The following is a 20,218-nucleotide window of genomic DNA, read 5'->3' on the forward strand; positions in this document are numbered from 1 at the left end:
TCCGCGGGTACCCGGACCTCAGGAGTGCGCTTGTCAGGCGAATCGTCCGCCCGTCGTCGCCGGGAGGGGCCGTGACCGTGCGTATCGGAGTGGAAGAGGAGTTCCACGTCGTCGAGGAGGAGAGCGGCCTGCTGGTGCCCCGCGCCGACACCGTGCTCCAGGGGCTGCACGAAGCTTCCTTCACCACCGAGCTCCAGCAGACGATCGTGGAGACGAACAGCGGCGTGCACGGCTGTCTGGACGGTCTGTACGGCGACATCACCGACAGCAGGCGGCAGCTGGACGCGGCTGCCGCCGTCCACGGGCTGGCCGTCGCTGCCGCGGGGACGGTGCCGCTGGGGTCCACGGCGGTGGCCCGCCGCACCGGGGGGCACCGCTACCGCCGTATGGCGCACGAGTACCGGAAGCTCGCCGACGAGCAGCTCATCTGCGGGACACACGTCCACGTGGACGTCCCCGACCGCGACCTGGCCGTTCGGATCATGTGCGAGGTGTCGCCGTGGCTGCACGTGCTGCTCGCCCTGTCCGCGAGTTCCCCCTTCTGGCTGGGTGACGACACCGGCTACGCGAGCTGGCGGACCATGGTGTGGCAGCGCTGGCCGACCGCGGGACCGGCCGGGTGTTTCGCCGACGCCGCCGCCTACGACGCCGCCGTGCGCGACCTCATCGCCTCCGGGGTCATCAGCGACCCGGGGATGATCTACTACGACATCCGGCCGTCCTCGCACCAGAAGACGCTCGAACTGCGGATCTGCGACTCCTGTCCACGCGCCGAGACCGTGGTCCTGATCGCCGGGCTCTTCCGCGCCCTGGTGACCGACGCCCGGCACCGGCTGGAGAAGCCGGGGGCTCCCGACTGCGACGGCAGGCACGAATGGCTGCGCGCCGCGGCCTGGCGCGCGGCCCGGTCCGGTCTCGAAGGCAGCCTGGTCGAACCGGAGACCCGTCACGAGGCGCCGGCCGCTCGCGTCGTGCGAAGCCTGCTGACGCGGGTGCGCCCGGAGCTGAGGGCCGCGGGAGACTGGCAGACCGTCCGGGACCTGGCCGCGAAGACCCTCGCGGAGGGCACGGCCGCCCACCGTATGCGCCGTACGGCCGAGGAGGAGGGACTGCGGGCCTGTACGCGGCTGGTGGTCGCCGAGACCCGCGGCGAACACTCCGGGCACCGCCGGCCGGACGCACCCGGCCCGGGCGCACGGGTCCCGCACGGCGGGTGGGTGCCGGAGGGCACCTCCGGCACCGGTCCCGCCGGGTCTCCCGGCCACCGCTGAGACATGACACCTTGCGCCGGTCCCGTTTGCCGTCCTCTCTGGCGGGGACCCGCAGCTCATGGGTACTACACAACATGGCCGCCGGATGCGGCAGAGCCGGGCCCTGAGGCTGGTGGACCGCCTGGAGCGGCAGCAGCGGGCCGACCGGCTCATCGATCTGCTGGGCAACGGAGTGCGGGCCCTGCCGCTGGGGCGCGGCCGGGACGCGTTGCACGGCACCTGGCTGGGGCACCCGCTCCATCCCCCGATGGTCCAGCTGCCGATCGGCAGCTGGCTGTCCGCCGCGGTCCTCGACATACGGGGCCGCCCCCGGGAGGCGGGCCTCCTCGTGGGCGTCGGCCTCACGACGGCCCTCCCCGCGGCGCTGGCGGGCGCCGTCGACTGGGCCGAGTTGCACCGGCAGCAGCAGCGCGTAGGGATCGTGCACGCCACGGCCAACATCACCGCGGTCGGCCTCTACACGGCCTCGCTCGTCAACCGTCTCCGGGGACGCCATGGCAAGGGCCGTACGTACGGCTTCCTCGGGCTGGCCGCGGTCGGCGCCGGCGGCGTGCTGGGCGGGCATCTGGCCTACCGGCAGGCGTCCGGGGCCAACCATGCCGAGGAGGTCCCGCACGTCGTCACACAGGGCTGGCACCGGATCGGCCCCCTGGACGGTTTCCCGGCCGGTGAGCCCGTGCGGCGCACTGTGGACGACGTGCCGCTCGTGGTGGTGCGGGAGAGCGACGGGGCGATCTACGCCCTGGCCGAGCGATGCAGCCATCTGGCGGGGCCGCTGTCCGAGGGGACCGTCGCCGACGGCTGTGTGCAGTGCCCCTGGCACGGCAGTATGTTCCGGCTCTCCGACGGCTGGAACGTGCACGGCCCCGCCACCGCGCCCCAGCCCGCGTTCGACACCCGGGTCGTCGACGGCGGGGTCGAGGTACGCCTGCGTCAGGGGGACGGCGACGGCCGGGCGGCACCGAACGGGGCCACCGCCTCTTCACGGGGCACGGCGGCGACGGGCAGGCCGGGCGGCCGCGGCTGGTGACCCCGCCGTCCGGCACTGCATCCGGTCACGTATCGCACCCTGGGAGTGCGTGAGTACGGATTCCTGGGCGGCGTCGCGCTGTGCGCCGCCCCGGCGGGTCCCGCTGTCTCCGTGACACACTGGTGACGGCCGTACATCGTCACCAGCGCTTCGCCGAGTCCTCGATGCCCGAGAGTCCGGACTTCCGAGCCCGGACCGGCTTCGCCGTAGCTTCTTCGGTCCTCAATGGCTTCTCCGGTCCTCCGGCGAGCGGGGCGGGAGAACGGGATGGACTGGCGCGGGTTCGCCGAACGGATGGCGACAATGGCACGGGACCTGCTGGCCCAGGACTCCGTGGACGCCACGCTGGAACGGATCACCCGTACGGCTACCGAAGTAGTCGAGGGATGCGACGCGTCAGGCATCCTCATCCTGCGCGGCGGCCGGGTGCAGACCCTCGCGCCCACCGAGGCGCTCGTCGTCGACTCCGACCGGCTCCAGGTCCGTCTCGGCGAGGGCCCGTGCTATGACGCCGCCCACAGTTCCCAGGGGGAGCGCGTCTTCCGGATCCCGGATTTCACCGTGGACGAGCCGCGCTGGCCCCGCTATGTGCCCGAGGCACGCCGACTGGGCCTGGGCAGCATGATGGGATTCCTGCTGTTCACCGAGGAGGAGGATCTCGGCGCCCTGAACCTCTACTCACGTCGGCCCGGCGCCTTCACCCGGGCGAGCGAGACGGCCGGCTGGCTGCTGGCCTCGCACGCCGCGGTGGCCCTCGCCAGCGCCCGCACCCATGCCCAGATGGAGCAGGCCGTCGCCACCCGTCATGTGATCGGCGAGGCCATGGGCATTCTCATGGGCAACCATCGCATCACCGAGGAGCAGGCGTTCGACGTCTTGCGCCGCTACTCCCAGGAGCACAACGTCAAGCTACGCGAGGTCGCCCGCCGGGTGTGCGAGAGGGGTCGTCCGGACTGACACCACTCCGGCGGCTCCCCCGGCACGGTGCCGAACCAGGGGGGCCTGAGCCGGACCGACCCCCGCGGGAACGCTGCCGCCCCGGCTTGCCCGGTCGGGTTTCCCGTCCTGGACCGCGCACACATGGCAGGCCCCCCAGGCCCCCGTACTTTCGGCGCGCCACACTCACCGCCGCCCCGCCATCGCGACGACGATTCGTCATGTCCGGACCAGAGCGCGGTGTGCCTTGACGCACAACACGGATTCCTCTTACCGATTGTCATGGTTTCCACCGTATTCGAATGGTTACCCGCACTGACGGGGTGGCCGGACCGGACACCACGGCCCGGCAGAACCGGAAAGGATCATCAGCCGATGCATACCCTCCGACCATTGCGGAATGCGACCCTCCAACCGGGAGAACCGCTCCGCCGACGGCTGCTGCCCCGCGACCCCATGCCCCGGTGCCGACTTCGCACAGCTGACGCCCCGCGATGGTTTGGGCAACGGCTTCACGGTCACCCGGACCCCGTGGCGACCGTCGGGCCGAAGGTCCTCAGGACCCGCACGACGCCATACCCGGTCGAGTGAGGTCGCTGCCATGACGGATCACGAGCAGCCGCCCGATCCGGCGCAGGCGCTGCGCCGGGCGCGCGACCAGTTCGCAGAGCTCACCGGCCTGGCGGCCGAGGCCGTCTCGTCCTTCGAGCCGTCGGAGGACGGCTGGTCCCTGGAGATCGAGGTCCTCGAACTCGCCAAGGTTCCCGACACGATGAGCCTGATGGCGAGCTACCGGATCGACCTCGATTCCCGGGGCCGTCTCACCGGTTACAAGCGCGTCCGCCGTTACGAGCGCGGGCGGGCCGACACCGACCGGCACAGCCTCTGACAATCACCGCACACCGAACCCGGCAGTCCGCTGCCGTTCCCGAGCAAGGAGGCGCAGTCATGACCGTTGTCCCAGCACAGCAGGCCGGTGGTGGAGGCAGCGGCAGCCTCTACGACGTGCTCGAACTCGTCCTCGACCGAGGGCTCGTCATCGACGCGTTCATCAGGGTCTCACTGGTCGGTATCGAGATTCTCAAGATCGACATACGGGTCGTCGTGGCCAGCGTCGACACCTATATGCGCTTCGCCGAGGCGTGCAACCGGCTCGATCTCGAGGCGGGACCGCACAAGAGCCCCGGGCTGCCCGACATGGTCGGCGACATCACCGAGTCCGGCGCGCGCGGCAAGTCCAAGGGCGCGCTGACCGGCGCGGTCGAGTCGTTCACCGACGCCTTCAGACAGGGCAAGGACGAGGGAACCTCGCAGGACCGCGAGCGGGAGCCGGAGCCCCGGGCGCGCAGGGCCACGTCCTCGCGCCGTAAGGAGCGGGAGGACAGGGAGGAGAAGTGAACACCTACGTGTACGGCATCACTGCCCGGTCGCACCCCGCCCTCCCCGAGGGCCTGGCCGGCATCGGCGACCCGCCCCGGCCGGTGCATGTCCTCATCGAGGGCGGACTGGCCGCACTGGTCAGCGACGCGCCCGAGGATCTGCGGCCCAAGCGCAGGGAACTGCTCGCCCACCAGCATGTGCTCTCCGAGACCGGTGCCGGCGGCTGTGTGCTGCCCATGCGGTTCGGCAGCGTCGCCCCGGACGAGATGTCGGTGAGGGACGTGCTGGCGGAGCGCGCCGACCACTACAGCGAACGCCTCGCCGCACTCGACGGCAAGATCGAGTACAACGTCAAGGCGGCTCATGCCGAAGAAGCGGTGCTCCAGCAGGTGCTTTCCGAGAGACCGGACCTGCGGGCACTCGCCGAGGCTCAGCAACGGGCGGGCGGCGGTAGTTACGAGCAGCGCCTGCGGCTCGGCGAGCTGGTCGCGGACGCGGTCAAGGCAAAGGAGGCCGAGGACGCCGGGGAGGTTCGTGAGGCGCTGGAGCCCCTGGTCACGGCCAGCGCGGCCGGCCCCGAGTCCACCGGGTGGCTGGCCAACATCTCCGTCCTGGTCGACCAGAACTCGGCCGCGGGATTCCTGGCTGCGGTGGACGAACTGCGCGAGCAGCACCCGCATCTCGACGTGCGGGTGAACGGCCCGCTGCCGCCGTACAGCTTCGTGGAGCCGGGCCCGGCCGAACCGGCCGACCGGGCCGGGGAGTAGGGGCGACACCATGGGACTGATCTCCGAAATCCTCCTGCTGCCGTTCGCCCCCGTGCGCGGCAGCGGATGGGCCATCCAGCAGGTGGTGCGGGAGGCCGAGCGGATCTATTACGACCCCACCGCGATCCAGGCCGAACTGGCCCGTCTGGAACAGCAACTGGCGGCCGGTGAGATCTCCGAGGAGGAGTTCGACCGGCTGGAGGACGACCTCCTCGACCGACTTGAGGCCGCGAGGCACAGGAACGCGGCTACGAACGACGGGACGACATGATGAACCGGACAGCCATCGGCCTCGCGATCGGGGCCGGATACCTCCTCGGGCGGACGAGGAAGCTGAAAATGGCGCTCGCGGCCGGCAGCCTGGTGGCCGGCAAGCGGCTGCACCTGTCCCCCGGTGCCGTCGGGGAACTGCTCAACCGACAGCTGAAGGACAACCCGCAGTTCAAGGAGATCGGCGACGAACTGCGGGAGGACCTGCGCGGAGTGGGCAAGGCCGCCTCCGGCGCACTGGTCGAACGGCAGATATCGGTGCTCGCCGACCGACTGCACGACCGTACGGCCGGCGTGCGCGACCAGCTCTCCGGCACTGTGCCCGGCGCCGGTGGCGTGACGGACGAGCAGCACGAGGAACACGAGGAACACGAGGAACCTTCCGGTGAGGAGGACACCAGGCGCGAGGAGGAGGACACGGGGCGCGAGAAGGGGGAACAGTCCCATGGCCGCCGCAGGTCCCGCCGCGACGAGGACAGCGGCCAGGCCGACGAGGACGGGCGGCCGCCGCGCAGAAGGGCGCCGGGGAACGTGCCGGCGACGAAGACCGCCGGCAAGGCGCCTGCGGCGAAGAAGGCGACAGCCCGGAAGACGGCCGGCGGGGCCAGGCGTGCCGTGCGTGAAGGGGGACGGCAGGGAGGCGACGAACGATGACACAGACACGCGACTCCGCGGCCTCCGCGCTCTCCGGAGCAGCCGGACGAGCGGCAGACGGCGCGGGCCCGCTCGCCGAAGCGGTCCACAGCGAGGCCGGCGACCGGCTGAAGGAAGAGGTGCAGCAGTATCTCGCCGCCCAGGCCGAACGGCTCCTGATCGGCGTCGGCCACAAGCTCGGCGAGGCCACCGGCAGGCTCAACGACATCGCCGAGGGCAACAGCCCCGGCCTAGCCCAGCTCGCACTGGACGGCGGCCGCAAGATCGCCCAGGGCAAGGGGCCGGTGCGGTCCGCACTGGAGCTCGGCGCGTCCCGGGCGAAGGACAATGTGATGGGCGCGCTCAAGAACCTCGGGGGCGGCAAGGGCAGGCGCAAGCGCGGCGCGGGCAAGAAGCCCACCGTGATCATCGAACAGGTCGACGTCGGCGTGCCGCTGCGCACCGCGTACGACCAGTGGACGCAGTACCAGGACTTCAGCACCTTCGCCAAGGGAGTCAAGAGTGCGAGCCGCTCGGACGACGTCCACTCGGACTGGCAGCTGAAGGTCTTCTGGTCCAACCGCAGCTGGAAGGCCCAGACCACCGAGCAGGTGCCGGACGACCGGATCGCCTGGACCTCGGAGGGCGCCAAGGGCACCACAAAGGGCGTCGTCTCCTTCCACCGCCTCGCGGACAGCCTCACCCGTGTCGTGCTGGTCATCGAGTACTACCCCTCGGGCTTCTTCGAGAAGACCGGCAACATCTGGCGCGCCCAGGGCCGCCGGGCCCGTCTCGATCTCAAGAACTTCGTCCGTTTCATCACTCTCAAGGCGGAGGCGGAGGACAGCTGGCGCGGCGAGATCCGCGACGGCGAGGTCGTCCGCTCGCACGAGGACGCGATTGCGGAGGAGGACCGCGAGGACAAGGAGGAAGCCCCCCGCGACGAGGACGAGGAGGAAGCCGAGCCGGAGGAGGACCGGGCCGGGGGCGGGAAGAAGCGTGAGGACGAGGACGACTACGACGAAGAGGAGCCCGAGGACACCTACGACGACGAAGAGGGCTACGAGGACGAGAACGAGGACCAGGACGAATACGAGGAGGAGGAAGAGGACGAAGACGAGGACGTCCGGGCCGGGAGCCGGCGATGAGTATGCCGAGCCGGCTGCCGGAGCCGTACAGCCGTGACGGCGGTACGAACCTCGCCGATGTCCTGGAACGCGTCCTCGACAAGGGCGTCGTCATCGCGGGCGACATACGGATCAACCTGCTCGACATCGAACTGCTCACCATCAAGCTCCGCCTCGTCATCGCCTCCGTCGACAAGGCCAAGGAGATGGGCATCGACTGGTGGGAGGACGACCCCGCCCTCTCCTCCCGGGCCCGTCGTGACGAACTCACGCATGAGAACGCCGAGTTGCGCGAGCGACTGGCCCGCTTGGAGGAGTTGGAGCCGGGCGGCCGTGCCCGAGAACGGTCCGGGAGGAACCGTGATGACCGGACTGCGTTATGTCTACGCCGTGTGCCGGCCGCCCGACGCGCCGCTTCAGGCCGATCTGCCGGGGGTCGCGGGCGATCCGCCGCGGCTGCTCGCCCACCACGGCCTGACCGCCGTCGTCAGTCACGTACCGGAACGCGACTTCGCCGAGGAACCGCTCCGGACCCACCTGGAGGACCTCGACTGGCTCGCCGCGACCGCCCGCGCCCACCAGCAGGTCGTCGACGCGCTCACCGTCGTCACCACCCCGCTGCCGATGCGCCTGGCCACCGTGTTCCGCGACGACAGCGGCGTCCGGATGATGATGGAGGAGCGTGAGGACGTTTTCCGGCGTGCTCTGGAGCGGCTGCGGGACCGGGTCGAATGGGGCGTGAAAGTCTACGCCGATCCCGGTGCCGACGAAGCGGACTCCAGCGGGGACGGCGACCTGGCACCCGCGCCACCGGCTTCCGGCCGCGACTACCTGCGGCAGCGGCACCGGAAGATCGGCGCGCGTGAGGACGCCTGGCGGCGTGCCGAGCGGTTCGCCGTACGGCTGCACACCGACCTCTCCACGCATGCGGAGGCGGCCCGGCTCCACCCGCCGCAGCGCACCCCCCTGTCCGGTGCCGCCGGTACGAACGTGCTCAACGCCGCCTATCTCCTGCCGCGCACCCGGTCGGAGGAGTTCGTGGAGATCGTGGAAGACGCGAAGCACCGGGAACCGGGCACACACGTCCAGCTCACCGGCCCCTGGGCGGCCTACTCCTTCCTGGAGTCGATGGACGAGACGGATGAGACAGAAGAAGCGGAGAAGCGGCGATGACCGTCCTGGAGCAGCGTGAGATCGCTCTGGTGGACCTGCTCGACCGGCTGCTGGCCGGAGGGGTGGTCATCAAGGGCAACATCGTCCTGTGCATCGCGGACGTCGACCTCGTCCGTATCGACCTGGACGCCCTCATCAGTTCCGTGAACGCGCAAGTGCCCTCGCTCTGGAGGGATCCGCTGTGACCGCCCGACCCGACAGGCGAGATCTGACGCCCGACACCGTGGAGCACGACCTGGTCAAACTGGTCCTCACCGTGGTCGAACTGCTGCGCCAGCTCATGGAACGCCAGGCGGTGCGCCGCTTCGACCAGGGCGACCTGAGCGAGGAGCAGGAGGAGCGCATCGGGCTCACCCTGATGCTGCTGGAGGACCGCATGGCCGAATTGCGCGAACGCTACGGCCTGCGCCCGGAGGACCTCAACCTCGACCTCGGACCGCTGGGACCCCTTCTCCCCCGGGAATGACCGCGGTCCCTGCCGCAGAACCGGGTTCCACCGCGCACCGGACGGGTACCCGGGGCGCGTTCCCGGCACGGCCACGCGTCAGGGAGGCATGATGACCGGCTTCGGATACTTCCTCTCCAGCGAGGAGCACAGCCCGGCACAGCTCGTCGAGCAGGCCCGTATGGCCGAGCAGGCCGGGTTCGAGGCTTTGTGGATCTCGGACCACTACCACCCCTGGAACGACCGCCAGGGGCAGAGCCCGTTCGTGTGGAATGTGATCGGCGCGCTGTCGCAGGCGGTGTCGCTGCCCGTGGAGACAGCGGTGACCTGTCCGCTGGTGCGTACGCATCCAGCGGTGATCACCCAGGCCGCCGCCACCAGCGCGGTGCAGCTCGGCGGGCGGTTCCGGCTGGGGGTGGGGACCGGTGAGGCGCTCAACGAGCACATCCTGGGCACCGTGTGGCCCGAGACCTCGGTGCGTCTGGAGATGCTGGAGGAGGCCCTTCAGATCATCCGCCGACTGCTGAGCGGCGAGCAGATCAGCCACCGGGGCCGGCACTACACGGTGGAGAACGCCAGGCTTTACACCGTGCCCGACGAGCCGGTGCCCATCGATGTGTCGGCGTTCGGGCCGAACGCCGCCGAGACCGCCGCGCGCATCGGCGACGGGCTGATCACGATGATGCCCGACAGCGATCTCGTCGAGCGCTTCCGGCGCGGTGGTGGCGGAGGCAAGCCGGTGTACGGCGGGTTCAAGGTGTGCTGGGGCGCCGACCGGCAGGAGGCGGCGCGCACCGCGCACGGTCTGTGGGCCAACGAGCAACTGCCCGGCGAACTGCCCCAGGTGCTGCCCACACCGCGCCACTTCGAGCAGGCGTCCCAGCTGGTCACCGAGGAGCAGGTGGCGGCCTCCGTGCCGTGCGGCGGCGATCCGGACACGCATCTGAAAGCGCTGACCTCGTTCGTCGACGCGGGCTTCGACACGGTCTACGTCAACCAGATCGGCCAGGACCAGCAGGGCTTCTTCGACTTCTACCGCGCCAAGGTCCTGCCGCGGCTGAGCGGCTGACCAGGCGGGAAAGCGGTCGCAGCGATGTACGGCAGCTCCGGAGAGACGGGCGGGCGCGCCCTCGTGGTCATCGACATGATCAACACGTACGAGCACGAGGACGCCGAGCTGTTGGTGCCCGCGGCGGCGCGGATCGTGCCCGTCCTCGCAGAACTGATCGGCCGGGCCCGTGCGGCGGGCGTGCCGGTCGTCTACGCGAACGACAACTTCGGGCTCTGGCGCTCCCACCACGGAGAACTCGTGGACACGGCACTGTCCGGCCCGCACGCCGATCTGGTGGAGCCGGTCCGGCCCGACGACGAGTCCATGTTCGTGATGAAAGCCCGCCATTCCGTCTTCTTCGAGACGCCCATGTCGTATCTGCTGTGGCAGCTACATGTCACGGACGTGGTGCTCAGCGGCCAGGTCACCGAGCAGTGCGTCCTGTACTCAGCCCTGGACGCGCACATCCGCCATCTGGAGGTCACGGTTCCGAAGGACGCGGTCGCCTCCCTCCATCCCCGGCTGGGGGAGGCCGCGCTGGAGATGATGGCGCGGAACATGGGCGCCCGGATCCTCCTGGGGAAGGAAGTCGGATTTGCGGTTACCCGGCGTTCCGTACCGGACGGACAGCCTCACCAGCCCGGAGGGCGATCATGAACCCATCCGACGACGGGAAGACCCTCGGCGGCGTGGTGGCCGCGCTGCGTGCCGAGGTCGACGCCGAGGTGCGGTTCGATGCCGGGAGCCGGGGTGCCTACTCCACCGACGGTTCCAACTACCGGCAGGTGCCGCTCGGGGTCGTGGTGCCGCGCAGCGTGGAGGCCGGGGCCCGGGCGGTGGAGGTCTGCGCCCGCTTCGACGCGCCCGTGCTGTCGCGCGGCGGCGGGACGAGCCTCGCCGGGCAAGCCACCAACGCGGCCGTGGTGATCGACTGAACCAAGTACTCGTTCTCCGCGCTCTCCACGCGATCCGCGTGTTCCACCGAAAGGATCCGAACCCATGTCGACCAAGGTCTCCGACCACATTCTCCAGCGGCTGCGTCACTGGGGCGTGGAGCATGTCTTCGCCTACCCCGGCGACGGCATCAACGGCCTGCTCGCCGCCTGGGGCCGTGCGGACGACCGGCCCCGTTTCATCCAGTCCCGCCACGAGGAGATGTCCGCCTTCGAGGCCGTCGGGTACGCCAAGTTCTCCGGGCGGGTGGGTGTCTGCGCCGCCACGTCCGGGCCCGGCGCCATCCATCTCCTCAACGGCCTGTACGACGCGAAGCTCGACCATGTGCCCGTGGTCGCGATCGTCGGCCAGACCGACCGCAGTGCCATGGGCGGCTCGTACCAGCAGGAGGTCGATCTGATCAGCCTCTACAAGGACGTCGCCTCGGACTACTGCGAGATGGTGACCGTCCCCGAACAACTGCCCAACGTGCTGGACCGGGCCCTGCGCACCGCCATGGCACGCCGCTCGCCGACCGCCGTGATTGTCCCGGCGGACGTCCAGGAGCTCGACTACTCCGCACCCGGGCACGCCTTCAAGATGGTCCCCTCCAGCCTCGGTATGCCGCACTACACACCGGTACCGGACGACGAGGAGCTCCAGCGGGCTGCCGATGTCCTCAACTCCGGCGGTAAGACGGCCATTCTGGTCGGACAGGGGGCGCGCGGGGCCCGGCCCGAGGTGCTCGCGGTCGCCGACCGGCTCGGTGCGGGTGTGGCGAAGGCGTTGCTCGGCAAGGACGTCCTCGACGACGACCTGCCCCATGTCACCGGCGCCATAGGGCTGCTGGGCACCCGGCCGTCGTACGAGATGATGCGCGACTGCGACACGCTGCTCGTCGTCGGGTCGTCGTTCCCCTATACACAGTTCCTGCCGGACTTCGGCAAGGCGCGGGGCGTGCAGATCGACATCGACCCGCACATGGTCGGCATGCGCTTCCCGTTCGAGGTCAACCTCGTCGGCGACGCCGCCCGGACACTGCGCCGGCTGCTGCCGCTGCTGGAGCAGATGGAAGACCCGGCGTGGCGCAAGAAGATCGAGGACGATGTCGCCCGCTGGTGGGAGGTCATGGAGCGGCGCGCCGGTGTGGCGGCCGACCCGGTCAACCCGGAGTACGTCGTCCACGCGCTCAGCGGTGTGCTCCCCGAGCACGCAATCGTCAGCTCGGACTCGGGTTCCGCCGCGAATTGGTACGCCCGGCATCTGAAGCTGCGTGGCGGGATGCGGGGTTCACTGTCGGGCACGCTGGCCACGATGGGGCCCGGTGTGCCGTACGCCATCGGCGCCAAGTTCGCCCACGGCGACCGCCCGGCACTCGCGCTGGTGGGCGACGGGGCGATGCAGATGAACGGCATGGCCGAGCTGATCACGGTCGCCAAGTACTGGCACGAGTGGGAGGATCCGCGGCTGATCGTCGGCGTGTTCAACAACCGGGACCTGAACCAGGTGACGTGGGAGATGCGGGCCATGGAGGGGGCGCCGCAGTTCCTGCCGTCGCAGTCCGTCCCCGATGTCGCCTACGCCGACTTCGCCCATTCCCTGGGACTGACCGGCATGCGCGTCGAGAAGCCCGACGAGGTGAGCGGCGCCTGGGAGACCGCGCTGGCGGCCGACCGACCATGCGTGCTGGACTTCGTGACCGACCCGGCGGTGCCGCCCATCCCGCCGCACGCCACCCTCGACCAGATCGAGGCCGCCGCCACCGCCGTCCTCAAGGGCGACAGCGACCGCGCCGCGATGGTCCGGCAGGGCTTCAAGGCCAAGGTGCAGGAGTTCCTGCCGCACGGCCGGCACGGCGAGGAACGGAAGTGAGCGACATACCGGCCGTGGAGCGGGTGGACAGCGCCGTCTACACGGTGCCCACCGACGCTCCCGAGGCGGACGGCACGCTCGCCTGGGACAGCACCACGGTCGTCCCGGTCACTGTCCGCTGCGGCGAGGTCACCGGCCTCGGCTGGACCTATGCCCCGGCGGCGGCCGTCCCGGTCGTCGACGGTCTCCTCGCCGAGGTCGTCACCGGCCTCTCCGCTCTCGACGTGCCGCGCGCCAACGAGGCGATGCAGCGGGCGGTGCGCAACGCCGGGCTGCCCGGGATCGCGGCGCAGGCGATCTCCGCCGTGGACATCGCCCTGTGGGACGCCAAGGCGCGGCTGCTCGGTCTGCCGCAGGTGCGGCTGCTCGGCGCGGCGCGCGACGAGGTGCCGGTGTACGGCAGCGGCACCCGGTCCGCTCGCGCTTCCCGAACAGGAGGGGGCAGGCGGCCCTCAACCGGCACCCCGTGGTCACCGCCACCACGGCCAGGGGCGTGGCGGCCAGGGCGGTCGGTGTCGGGCGGCGCCTGGTGACCGCCCGGGGCGGCGGCACCCGCTGAGAACCCGCCGGAAGGGCGCGGCGGCCTGGGGTCGCCGCGCCGGGCGGACAGGGAGAAGCACCGGTCAGCCGGTGCTGCAGGAGACCGTGGGCCAGGTCCAGGTGCCGTTGGTCTGGATGGTCACACCCCAGTTGTTGCCGCTGCCGTTCGGCTTCGCCACCAGCGTCTGGGCACCGGTATACGTGGCGTTGACGTTCCAGGTCGCGATCACCTTCTCCGGCGACGGCACATTCATCGTCACCGTCCACGGACTCGCCCCGCTCACCGCCACGTTCAGGTTGTACCGGTCACTCCACTGCTGCCCCGCCGACAACGTCGCCGTACAACTGCCACCACCACCGCCCGTACCGCCGCCGTCGGGTGCGACGGCCCGGCCGGTCTGCGGGGAGATCGTCCCGGCGCACAGTCCGCGGCTCGCCAGGGTCTGGGCGATGCGCGGGATCGCGGCCAGGGTGTTGGCGGGCCACTCGTGCATGAGGATGATCTGGCCGCTGGTGAGCCGGGACACGGCCTGGACGATCGCGTCGGTGCTCGCGCCGTTCCAGTCCTGGGAGTCGACATCCCAGATGATCTCGGTCAAGCCGTACTTGGCCTCGACCCCCTTGAGCGTCGCGTTGGTCTCGCCGTAGGGCGGACGGAACAGCTTGGGTGTGCCGCCGCCCGCGCTCGCGACGGCCTGCTGGGTGCGGGACAGCTCCGAGTCGATCTGGGACTGGCTCTGCTGGATCAGATGGGGGTGGGTGTAGCTGTGGTTGCCGACCCACATGCCGGCGTTGATCTCGGCCTGCACCTGGGCCGGGTACGAGGCCGCGTACTGGCCCTCGTTGAACATCGTGGCGCGCAGTCCGTTCTGCTTGAGCGCGTTCAGCAGAGCCGGGGTGTGGTCGTTGGAGGGTCCGTCGTCGAAGGTGAGGCCGACGTATCCGGAGCAGGTGGCGGAGGCGGCGGCGTCGGCCGGGGCGGCGCCCGCGGTGAGGCTGACGGTGCTCGCGACGGCCAGTGCGGCGACCGTCAGTGCTCTGGTCAGGGTGCGTAACGACGGGAGCGGTCTGGTGCGCATGGGGTCTCCTCGCTGAGGTCTCGCTGGTGTCGGGCGGGGCGGGGTGACTCGTCGGCTCAGCCGGTGCTGCAGGAGACCGTGGGCCAGGTCCAGGTGCCGTTGGTCTGGATGGTCACACCCCAGTTGTTGCCGCTGCCGTTCGGTTTCGCCACCAGCGTCTGGGCACCGGGATACGTGGCGTCGACGTTCCAGGTCGCGAGCACCTGCTCAGGCGACGGCACATTCATCGTCACCGTCCACGAACTCGACCCGCTCACCGCCACGTTCAGGTTGTACCGGTCACTCCACTGCTGCCCCGCCGACAACGTCGCCGTACAGCCGCCGCCGCCCGTGCCGCCGCCACCGCCGGAGCCGGAGTCGCCGACCGTGATCGTGGAGCTGCCGCTGCTCTGGTAGCCCTCGGTGGCCATGATCATGTAATTGAAGGTGCCGAGGTTCATGCCGTAGCGGGCCCAGGCGTCGAAGTGGTTGCCGGTGGTGATGGTGCCGCCGGTGCGCTTGGACTGCCGTACGCTCCAGTACTGGTTGAAGGTGCGGGTGCCCTCGATGGAGGGGGCGTTGTAGCGGGTGGTCTCGTAGATGTCGTAGGTGCCGCCGTCACTGGTGACGGTGCCCTTGAACGTTCCCGTGGGCCGGTAGGTGCCCCAGTTGTCGACGATGTAGTACTCGACCAGCGGGTTGGTGGACCAGCCGTAGAGGGCGAGGTAGGCGTTGCCGGACGGGTTGAAGCTGCCCGAGTAGGTGACGGCCTTGCGGCCTCCGGTGCTCCAGCCCTTGCCTCCGACGAAGTTGCCGCTGTTGGTCCAGGAGGTGCTGTAATTGCCGCCGGAGCCGAGGTTCATGGAGACGGATCCGCCTCCGTCGGTCCAGAACGAGTAGTAGTAGCCGTTGTTGGTGCCGGTCTGGCTGGTGGTGATCACCGTGTCGGCGCCGGCGGTGCCCGGCAGGGTCAGCGCGAGGAACGCGGCGAGCGCGAAGGCGCAGAAGGTTCTGACGGTCCGTGCGATCGAGCGGCCGCGTCCGCGGCTCTGGGTTGGAACGGGCGCGTTCATGATCGTGCCTCCTCCTTGAGCGGTGTGATCCCGGACGGGCAGTGTTGGACCAGGGTTCCGGGCTGTCAACACTTTCGGTATGAGCTTCGAAACATTCGAAGCCTTAAGGATCACATCAAGAAGTCCATTCGTGCAGCTCAGCACCCACTACGATCAAATCAAGACAGAATTTGATCGCGTTCACCGCACACAAGATCACAAATTGACAGGATTGGCGTCGAATGTTTCGATGCTTCTTGCGCAAGGCATCTCGGTGAACGGGCCCCGCGGTGACGGTGCGGCCGCGTGGGCTTACACTCGGCAGCCGTTGCAAGCGATTACCAGTCACCGACCGGAGTACAGTGCCCGTGTTCCAGGACGCCCCCATCTATCACCGACTCATCGCCGAGCGCGGCGATGTGCCCGCACGTGTCCGCGACGCGGCAGCCAGCATCCGGCGTGACCTCGAAGCGGTGATACGGATCGAGGGCCCTGCGGGCTCCTTCGACACCGGGTCGGCCGGGCGGCATCCCGCCGCGCCGCCCGTACCGCCCGCTCCCCAGTCCGCCGCTCCGGCCGTCCTGCCCTACTCCGCGCTTCCTCCCGGCACGCAGCAGCACTGAGCGCCCGTGATGGAAGGGCTCGGGGGGTGCTCCGGGCCGCGTCACATCATGACGACGATCTTTCCCCGGGCGTGCCGCTCCTCCAGGTGCCGGACGGCCTCGACCGCCTCCGCGAGCGGATAGGTGTCGTCGACCACCGGCGCCAGCCGCCCCGAATCGGCGAGTTCCCGCAGATCCCCCAGGACCTTCCGATTCGCCGCAGGACCCGCGAGCGGACGCAGCCGCTGGCGTACGAAGGGGGCGAGCAGGGCGCCCCTGAGCACGAGTCCGATCGCGCCGAGGAAATGGCCGGGGGTACCGCCGCCCGCGAGGACCAGTGTGCCGCCCGGTGCGACCGCGCGGCGCAGTGCCGTGATGCCGTGGTTGGCGGCCAGGTCGAGGACGACGTCGTAGCGCTGTCCGCCACGGGTGAAGTCGTCCCGGGTGTAGTCGACGACGTGGTCGGCGCCGAGCGAGCGGACCATGTCGGCGTTGCGGGTGCTGCACACACCGGTCACCTCGGCGCCGAGCGCCTTGGCGATCTGTACGGCGAAGCCGCCGACGCCACCCGAGGCGCCGTTGACCAGGACGTGCTGCCCGGCGCGCAGTTGCCCGGCATCGCGCAGGGCGCGCAGGGCGGTGTTCCCGGCGAGCGGCAGGGTGGCCGCCTGTTCGAAGGTCAGCTCGCGAGGCCGGTGCTCCACCGCGTCGGCCGGTGCGCACACATACTCCGCGAAGGCGCCGTCGGCCTCGCCGAACACCTCGTCACCGGGCCGGAAGTCCGTCACGCCGCCGCCGACCGCCTCGACCACGCCCGCGAGGTCACGGCCGCGGATCCTCGCGCGGGGTGCGCGCAGGCCAAGGGACAGCCGGGCGAGATAGGGGTCGCCGCGCATCAGATGCCAGTCGTAGGCGTTCAGTGAGGCGGCGCGCACCCGCACCAGCACCTCGCCGTCGGCCGGTTCAGGTGCTGCGACGTCCGCGACGCGCAGCACGTCCGGTGAGCCGTACCGGTCCTGGACAACCGCCTTCACCGGTCATCCCTCCCCTTGTCGACGCCGTACGGGCAGCGTAGAGCGGCGCGGTCCGGGCGGGTATCCGGAAGCCGCCTTACGTCTGCGGGAGGGCGGGTCGGGGCTCGGCTGCGCGGCGGTACGTCAGGTGGTGTCCCCGGTGGAGGAGGCGGTGCGCGCCCTGTGGCGTACGGCGGCGACGGTCGGGGACGTGAAGCTCGGTCCGTTCACGGCCGAAAGGTTGACGCGCGAGTCCACGTCCGGTGTCGGTCTTCCGGCGTACGGCGTCCGGCTCCGGTGTCCGCGACCGGTCGGCGGCCGTGCCCGGTGGTCCTCCGCCTCAGGTCGACCGGTGCCGTAATGCGATGAATCGGTACATCGCCGTAGGCAAGCGGTATGCGCGGTGGCGGGGCCGTGGGCGGGCGGCCACCGGCAGGGCGGGAACAGCCGGTGGCCGGCCGTGTGCTGTGACGGAGTCGTGACGCCCGTCATGTCGCGCCGCAACCGCTGTGGCCGAAAAAATGTCTCCCGACACGTGGCCGGGCGCCCAGGCAGGAGGGGGGATCCGGTGGCACGGCGGAGTCGGGGGACGGAACCGGGGGGCGGAATGAACGCATGGGCGGTGCCCGGATACACCGAGTCGTTCGAGCTCGGGTCGGGGGCGAGCGGGCGGGTCGTACTGGCCGTGCACGAGGACACCGGTGTGCCGGTGGCCGTGAAGTACCTCAGCGAGGCGCTGCTCACCCGGCCGGGCTTCGTGGCCGGTTTCCGGGCCGAGGCGCGGCTGCTGGGCGGGCTGGAGAGCCCGTACGTCACCGGGTTGTACGAGTACGTCGAGTCTCCGGACGGCGCCGCCATCGTGATGGAGCTGGTGGACGGCGTCTCGCTGCGCACCCTGCTGACCGGGGAGGGTCCGCTGGAGCCGGAGGCCGCGCTGGTGGTCCTCAAGGGGTCGCTGCTCGGCCTGGCGGACGCTCACCGTCTCGGTGTGGTGCACCGGGACTACAAGCCGGAGAACGTCCTGGTGGTGCCGGACGGTTCGTCGAAGCTGGTCGACTTCGGCATCGCGGCGGACAGCGGTGCCCAGGCCGGCATCGCGGGCACGCCGTCGTACATGGCGCCGGAGCAGTGGACCGGGGCGCCCGCCTCACCGGCCGCCGATGTGTACGCGGCGACGGCGACGTTCTTCGAGTGTCTGACGGGCCACAAGCCGTACGCGGGCGACAATCTCGCCGAGCTGGCGCTGCGGCACGTGGACGCGCCCGTGCCGGTCGGGGAGGTGCCCGAACCGGTACGGGACCTGGTGCTGCGCGGCCTGGCCAAGGACCCGGCGAGGCGGCCCGGCCACGCCGAGCTGTTCGTCGCCGAGTTGGAGGCGGTTGCCGGTGCCGCGTACGGGCCCGGCTGGGAGGAACGGGGCCGGAGCCGGCTCGCCGCGCTGGTGGCGCTGCTGCTCCTGCTGCTGCCGTCGTCCCGCGCGAGTGCCCGCACCACCACGGACACCGCCCGCACGGTCCTGGCGCAGCCGTCACCTCCGGGACTCGGCAGGCTCCGCCCGTGGCTGCCCGGCCGGGCGGGGCTGCTGCTGTCCGCGGCGGCGGTGGTCGTGGGCCTGCTGCTGGCCTACGGCGCCCAGTTGCCGCCGGGCGCGGCGGCGGGGCAGGCGGCCGGGGCCGTGGCGACGACGAGCACCGGTCCCGACGGGCCGACGGGGGCGGGACCGCACACCTCGGCCCCCGGAACCTCCTCGCCGACGCCGTCGGGATCCACCAGCATGTCCCCCTCGGCGACGGAGGCCACCACGCCTCCCAGCGGCACGGCGACGCCCTCGGAATCGGCACCGGACACGTCGGCCTCCGCGTCCGCCGCGCCACCGTCCGGCAGCACATCCCCGCCCGCAACGCCCACGACCGGCTCCCCCACACCGAGCACCACTCCCGCACCCGCCGTGAAGGACGTCTCGGTGTCGGCGTTCCAGCAGACGGGCCCGTACACCGCGTCGGCGACGATCGGCGTCACCACGGACGGACCCGGTCCGGTCTCCATCACGGTGACCTGGTACACGAGCAGCGCCGCGGGCGGGACGGGCACACCGGACGGCTCCGCTCAGACGTACCAGCGCAGCGGTGCCACCCAGTACACGCTGAGCGTCGACCACACCTTCCAGAACGGCGGCTGCTACTGGGCGGTGGGCGCGGTGACGACCCCGGCCTCCGCCGACGGGGGCGCCTCGCAGCAGCTTCTGACCAGGCAGTGTGAGCTCCGATGACGACACCTCACGACCGCGCTCCGGGCCCCGACCCGGCCCACGTGGACACCGACGCCGACGACTACAGCGCCACGGTGCTGTCCAGCCACTGGTTCCAGCGCCCGGAGCCGGACCACACCGCCACGGTGGCGATACCGACGGCCGCTTCCCCGGAGTCGACGGCAACTCTCCCTGAGTCGACGGCCGTCCTCCCGGAGTCGTCGGCCACTCTCCCGGAGCCCGCGCTCACCCAGCCGGACCGTGTCGAGGGCACGGTGCTGCGCTTCGGCCCGGGAGTGACGGCGGCACTGGCGCACCGCACCCACCGGACCCTGCCGACCGTCGCCGTGTCCCCCGCGCCCGCGCCTCCACGCCGCCTGCGCGAGCGTCTGCGCCGCAACGCGCTGCCCGCGCTGGTGCTGGCCTGCGTGATCGCACTCCTGCTCTGGCAGCGGCTGGGCCCGCCGGTCGGGGTGCGCGAGGTGGCGGTGACATCCCGTCCGACGGCGGTCGGATGCGACGGCACCGCGGACATCGTCGGCCTGGTCACCACGAACGGCCGCCCGGGCACCCTGACCTACCGCTGGCTGCGCAGCGACGGCACGACCTCGGCGGTGCTGCGTGAATCCCTCCCCCGGGGCAAGCGGCACGCCCGTCTGCATCTCCGGTGGACCTTCCAGGGCAAGGGCCGCTACGAGGCGCGGGCGGAACTCCGGATCCTGTCCCCGGCACGGCACTCGGAGTCGGTCCGGGTGCCGTACGACTGCTCCTGACCGGGCGCGTCGGCCCGTAGGGGTTCCCCGTGCCGCGACAGCTT

21 protein-coding genes and 3 pseudogenes are annotated in these 20,218 nt (G+C 70.9%); 21 read left to right on the plus strand and 3 right to left on the minus strand.

Annotated features, from left to right (window positions below; all coding sequences use genetic code 11):
* Window positions 1-71 precede the first annotated feature (71 nt).
* The 18 genes and pseudogenes from ACSYGN_RS37710 to ACSYGN_RS37795 all read left to right on the plus strand — a co-directional run.
* Complete coding sequence (locus ACSYGN_RS37710; protein WP_460404724.1) at window positions 72-1,271, plus strand: carboxylate-amine ligase; 1,200 nt, start codon at window positions 72-74, stop codon at window positions 1,269-1,271.
* A gap of 58 nt (window positions 1,272-1,329) precedes the next feature.
* Complete coding sequence (locus ACSYGN_RS37715) at window positions 1,330-2,301, plus strand: Rieske (2Fe-2S) protein (protein WP_460404726.1); 972 nt, start codon at window positions 1,330-1,332, stop codon at window positions 2,299-2,301.
* Window positions 2,302-2,568: 267 nt separating this feature from the next.
* Complete coding sequence (locus tag ACSYGN_RS37720; protein WP_460404728.1) at window positions 2,569-3,258, plus strand: GAF and ANTAR domain-containing protein; 690 nt, start codon at window positions 2,569-2,571, stop codon at window positions 3,256-3,258.
* A 580-nt stretch (window positions 3,259-3,838) separates the two neighbouring features.
* Window positions 3,839-4,126, plus strand: coding sequence for a gas vesicle protein GvpO (locus ACSYGN_RS37725; protein WP_460404730.1), 288 nt, complete (start codon window positions 3,839-3,841; stop codon window positions 4,124-4,126).
* A gap of 59 nt (window positions 4,127-4,185) precedes the next feature.
* Window positions 4,186-4,635: a gas vesicle structural protein GvpA gene (locus tag ACSYGN_RS37730; protein WP_460404732.1), complete on the plus strand. Its 450-nt coding sequence runs from the start codon at window positions 4,186-4,188 to the stop codon at window positions 4,633-4,635.
* Complete coding sequence (locus ACSYGN_RS37735) at window positions 4,632-5,384, plus strand: GvpL/GvpF family gas vesicle protein (protein ID WP_460404734.1); 753 nt, start codon at window positions 4,632-4,634, stop codon at window positions 5,382-5,384. The genes ACSYGN_RS37730 and ACSYGN_RS37735 overlap by 4 nt, the downstream gene beginning before the upstream one ends.
* Window positions 5,385-5,394: 10 nt before the next feature.
* Window positions 5,395-5,655: a gas vesicle protein GvpG gene (locus ACSYGN_RS37740; protein ID WP_460404736.1), complete on the plus strand. Its 261-nt coding sequence runs from the start codon at window positions 5,395-5,397 to the stop codon at window positions 5,653-5,655.
* The gene (locus ACSYGN_RS37745; protein WP_460404738.1) at window positions 5,655-6,308 is read left to right on the plus strand and encodes a DNA primase; all 654 of its coding nucleotides are present in this window, start codon (window positions 5,655-5,657) and stop codon (window positions 6,306-6,308) included. The genes ACSYGN_RS37740 and ACSYGN_RS37745 overlap by 1 nt, the downstream gene beginning before the upstream one ends.
* A complete protein-coding gene (locus tag ACSYGN_RS37750) occupies window positions 6,305-7,435 on the plus strand; it encodes an SRPBCC family protein (RefSeq protein ID WP_460404740.1) in 1,131 nt (376 codons plus the stop codon). The genes ACSYGN_RS37745 and ACSYGN_RS37750 overlap by 4 nt, the downstream gene beginning before the upstream one ends.
* Window positions 7,432-7,758 (plus strand): annotated as a pseudogene (locus tag ACSYGN_RS37755) (gas vesicle protein); the annotation flags it as partial. The gene ACSYGN_RS37750 and the pseudogene ACSYGN_RS37755, both read left to right, overlap by 4 nt.
* 19 nt (window positions 7,759-7,777) lie before the next feature.
* Window positions 7,778-8,587, plus strand: coding sequence for a GvpL/GvpF family gas vesicle protein (locus ACSYGN_RS37760; protein ID WP_460404742.1), 810 nt, complete (start codon window positions 7,778-7,780; stop codon window positions 8,585-8,587).
* Window positions 8,584-8,772 (plus strand): gas vesicle protein GvpJ, encoded by a 189-nt coding sequence (gene gvpJ / locus ACSYGN_RS37765; RefSeq protein ID WP_460404744.1) that lies wholly within the window; start codon window positions 8,584-8,586, stop codon window positions 8,770-8,772. The genes ACSYGN_RS37760 and gvpJ overlap by 4 nt, the downstream gene beginning before the upstream one ends.
* Window positions 8,769-9,053 (plus strand): gas vesicle protein K, encoded by a 285-nt coding sequence (locus ACSYGN_RS37770; protein WP_460404746.1) that lies wholly within the window; start codon window positions 8,769-8,771, stop codon window positions 9,051-9,053. The genes gvpJ and ACSYGN_RS37770 overlap by 4 nt, the downstream gene beginning before the upstream one ends.
* A 91-nt stretch (window positions 9,054-9,144) precedes the next feature.
* Window positions 9,145-10,101, plus strand: coding sequence for a TIGR03557 family F420-dependent LLM class oxidoreductase (locus tag ACSYGN_RS37775; RefSeq protein WP_460404748.1), 957 nt, complete (start codon window positions 9,145-9,147; stop codon window positions 10,099-10,101).
* A gap of 24 nt (window positions 10,102-10,125) precedes the next feature.
* Complete coding sequence (locus tag ACSYGN_RS37780; protein WP_460404750.1) at window positions 10,126-10,740, plus strand: cysteine hydrolase family protein; 615 nt, start codon at window positions 10,126-10,128, stop codon at window positions 10,738-10,740.
* Window positions 10,737-11,015, plus strand: a pseudogene (locus ACSYGN_RS37785) (FAD-binding oxidoreductase); the annotation flags it as partial. The gene ACSYGN_RS37780 and the pseudogene ACSYGN_RS37785, both read left to right, overlap by 4 nt.
* A 67-nt stretch (window positions 11,016-11,082) precedes the next feature.
* On the plus strand, window positions 11,083-12,888 hold the full coding sequence (locus tag ACSYGN_RS37790; RefSeq protein ID WP_460404752.1) for a thiamine pyrophosphate-requiring protein: 1,806 nt from the start codon (window positions 11,083-11,085) through the stop codon (window positions 12,886-12,888).
* Window positions 12,885-13,295 (plus strand): annotated as a pseudogene (locus ACSYGN_RS37795) (enolase-like domain-containing protein); the annotation flags it as partial. The gene ACSYGN_RS37790 and the pseudogene ACSYGN_RS37795, both read left to right, overlap by 4 nt.
* 216 nt (window positions 13,296-13,511) lie before the next feature.
* Here the strand turns inward: ACSYGN_RS37795 and ACSYGN_RS37800 are convergent.
* Window positions 13,512-14,507, minus strand: a complete 996-nt coding sequence (locus ACSYGN_RS37800) for a polysaccharide deacetylase family protein (protein ID WP_460404754.1) — start codon at window positions 14,505-14,507, stop codon at window positions 13,512-13,514.
* Window positions 14,508-14,563: 56 nt separating this feature from the next.
* Entirely contained in the window at window positions 14,564-15,559 is a 996-nt protein-coding gene (locus ACSYGN_RS37805) for a glycoside hydrolase family 11 protein (protein ID WP_460404756.1), read from the minus strand.
* Between the two features lie 347 nt (window positions 15,560-15,906).
* Here ACSYGN_RS37805 and ACSYGN_RS37810 point away from each other — a divergent pair, with 347 nt between their 5' ends.
* Window positions 15,907-16,161 (plus strand): hypothetical protein, encoded by a 255-nt coding sequence (locus tag ACSYGN_RS37810; protein WP_460404758.1) that lies wholly within the window; start codon window positions 15,907-15,909, stop codon window positions 16,159-16,161.
* A gap of 41 nt (window positions 16,162-16,202) precedes the next feature.
* Here the strand turns inward: ACSYGN_RS37810 and ACSYGN_RS37815 are convergent, their stop codons facing one another.
* On the minus strand, window positions 16,203-17,174 hold the full coding sequence (locus ACSYGN_RS37815) for an NAD(P)-dependent alcohol dehydrogenase (RefSeq protein ID WP_460404760.1): 972 nt from the start codon (window positions 17,172-17,174) through the stop codon (window positions 16,203-16,205).
* Between the two features lie 586 nt (window positions 17,175-17,760).
* Here ACSYGN_RS37815 and ACSYGN_RS37820 point away from each other — a divergent pair.
* Window positions 17,761-19,422 carry a serine/threonine-protein kinase gene (locus ACSYGN_RS37820; RefSeq protein WP_460404762.1) on the plus strand — a complete coding sequence of 554 codons (1,662 nt, stop codon included), beginning with the start codon at window positions 17,761-17,763 and terminating at the stop codon, window positions 19,420-19,422.
* Window positions 19,419-20,174, plus strand: a complete 756-nt coding sequence (locus tag ACSYGN_RS37825; protein WP_460404764.1) for a hypothetical protein — start codon at window positions 19,419-19,421, stop codon at window positions 20,172-20,174. The genes ACSYGN_RS37820 and ACSYGN_RS37825 overlap by 4 nt, the downstream gene beginning before the upstream one ends.
* The last annotated feature ends 44 nt before the right edge of the window (window positions 20,175-20,218 follow it).

It is taken from the genome of Streptomyces sp. YIM S03343 (assembly GCF_054729195.1).

Excerpts from the sequence above, each read along its gene's own strand:
- ACSYGN_RS37715 (WP_460404726.1), top strand. The coding sequence starts at position 1,330 with ATGGGTACTACACAACATGGCCGCCGGATGCGGCAGAGCCGGGCCCTG.
- ACSYGN_RS37720 (WP_460404728.1), top strand. The coding sequence starts at position 2,569 with ATGGACTGGCGCGGGTTCGCCGAACGGATGGCGACAATGGCACGGGAC.
- ACSYGN_RS37725 (WP_460404730.1), top strand. The coding sequence starts at position 3,839 with ATGACGGATCACGAGCAGCCGCCCGATCCGGCGCAGGCGCTGCGCCGG.
- ACSYGN_RS37730 (WP_460404732.1), top strand. The coding sequence starts at position 4,186 with ATGACCGTTGTCCCAGCACAGCAGGCCGGTGGTGGAGGCAGCGGCAGC.
- ACSYGN_RS37740 (WP_460404736.1), top strand. The coding sequence starts at position 5,395 with ATGGGACTGATCTCCGAAATCCTCCTGCTGCCGTTCGCCCCCGTGCGC.
- ACSYGN_RS37745 (WP_460404738.1), top strand. The coding sequence starts at position 5,655 with ATGAACCGGACAGCCATCGGCCTCGCGATCGGGGCCGGATACCTCCTC.
- ACSYGN_RS37750 (WP_460404740.1), top strand. The coding sequence starts at position 6,305 with ATGACACAGACACGCGACTCCGCGGCCTCCGCGCTCTCCGGAGCAGCC.
- ACSYGN_RS37760 (WP_460404742.1), top strand. The coding sequence starts at position 7,778 with ATGACCGGACTGCGTTATGTCTACGCCGTGTGCCGGCCGCCCGACGCG.
- gvpJ (WP_460404744.1), top strand. The coding sequence starts at position 8,584 with ATGACCGTCCTGGAGCAGCGTGAGATCGCTCTGGTGGACCTGCTCGAC.
- ACSYGN_RS37775 (WP_460404748.1), top strand. The coding sequence starts at position 9,145 with ATGACCGGCTTCGGATACTTCCTCTCCAGCGAGGAGCACAGCCCGGCA.
- ACSYGN_RS37780 (WP_460404750.1), top strand. The coding sequence starts at position 10,126 with ATGTACGGCAGCTCCGGAGAGACGGGCGGGCGCGCCCTCGTGGTCATC.
- ACSYGN_RS37790 (WP_460404752.1), top strand. The coding sequence starts at position 11,083 with ATGTCGACCAAGGTCTCCGACCACATTCTCCAGCGGCTGCGTCACTGG.
- ACSYGN_RS37800 (WP_460404754.1), bottom strand. The coding sequence starts at position 14,507 with ATGCGCACCAGACCGCTCCCGTCGTTACGCACCCTGACCAGAGCACTG.
- ACSYGN_RS37805 (WP_460404756.1), bottom strand. The coding sequence starts at position 15,559 with ATGAACGCGCCCGTTCCAACCCAGAGCCGCGGACGCGGCCGCTCGATC.
- ACSYGN_RS37820 (WP_460404762.1), top strand. The coding sequence starts at position 17,761 with ATGAACGCATGGGCGGTGCCCGGATACACCGAGTCGTTCGAGCTCGGG.
- ACSYGN_RS37825 (WP_460404764.1), top strand. The coding sequence starts at position 19,419 with ATGACGACACCTCACGACCGCGCTCCGGGCCCCGACCCGGCCCACGTG.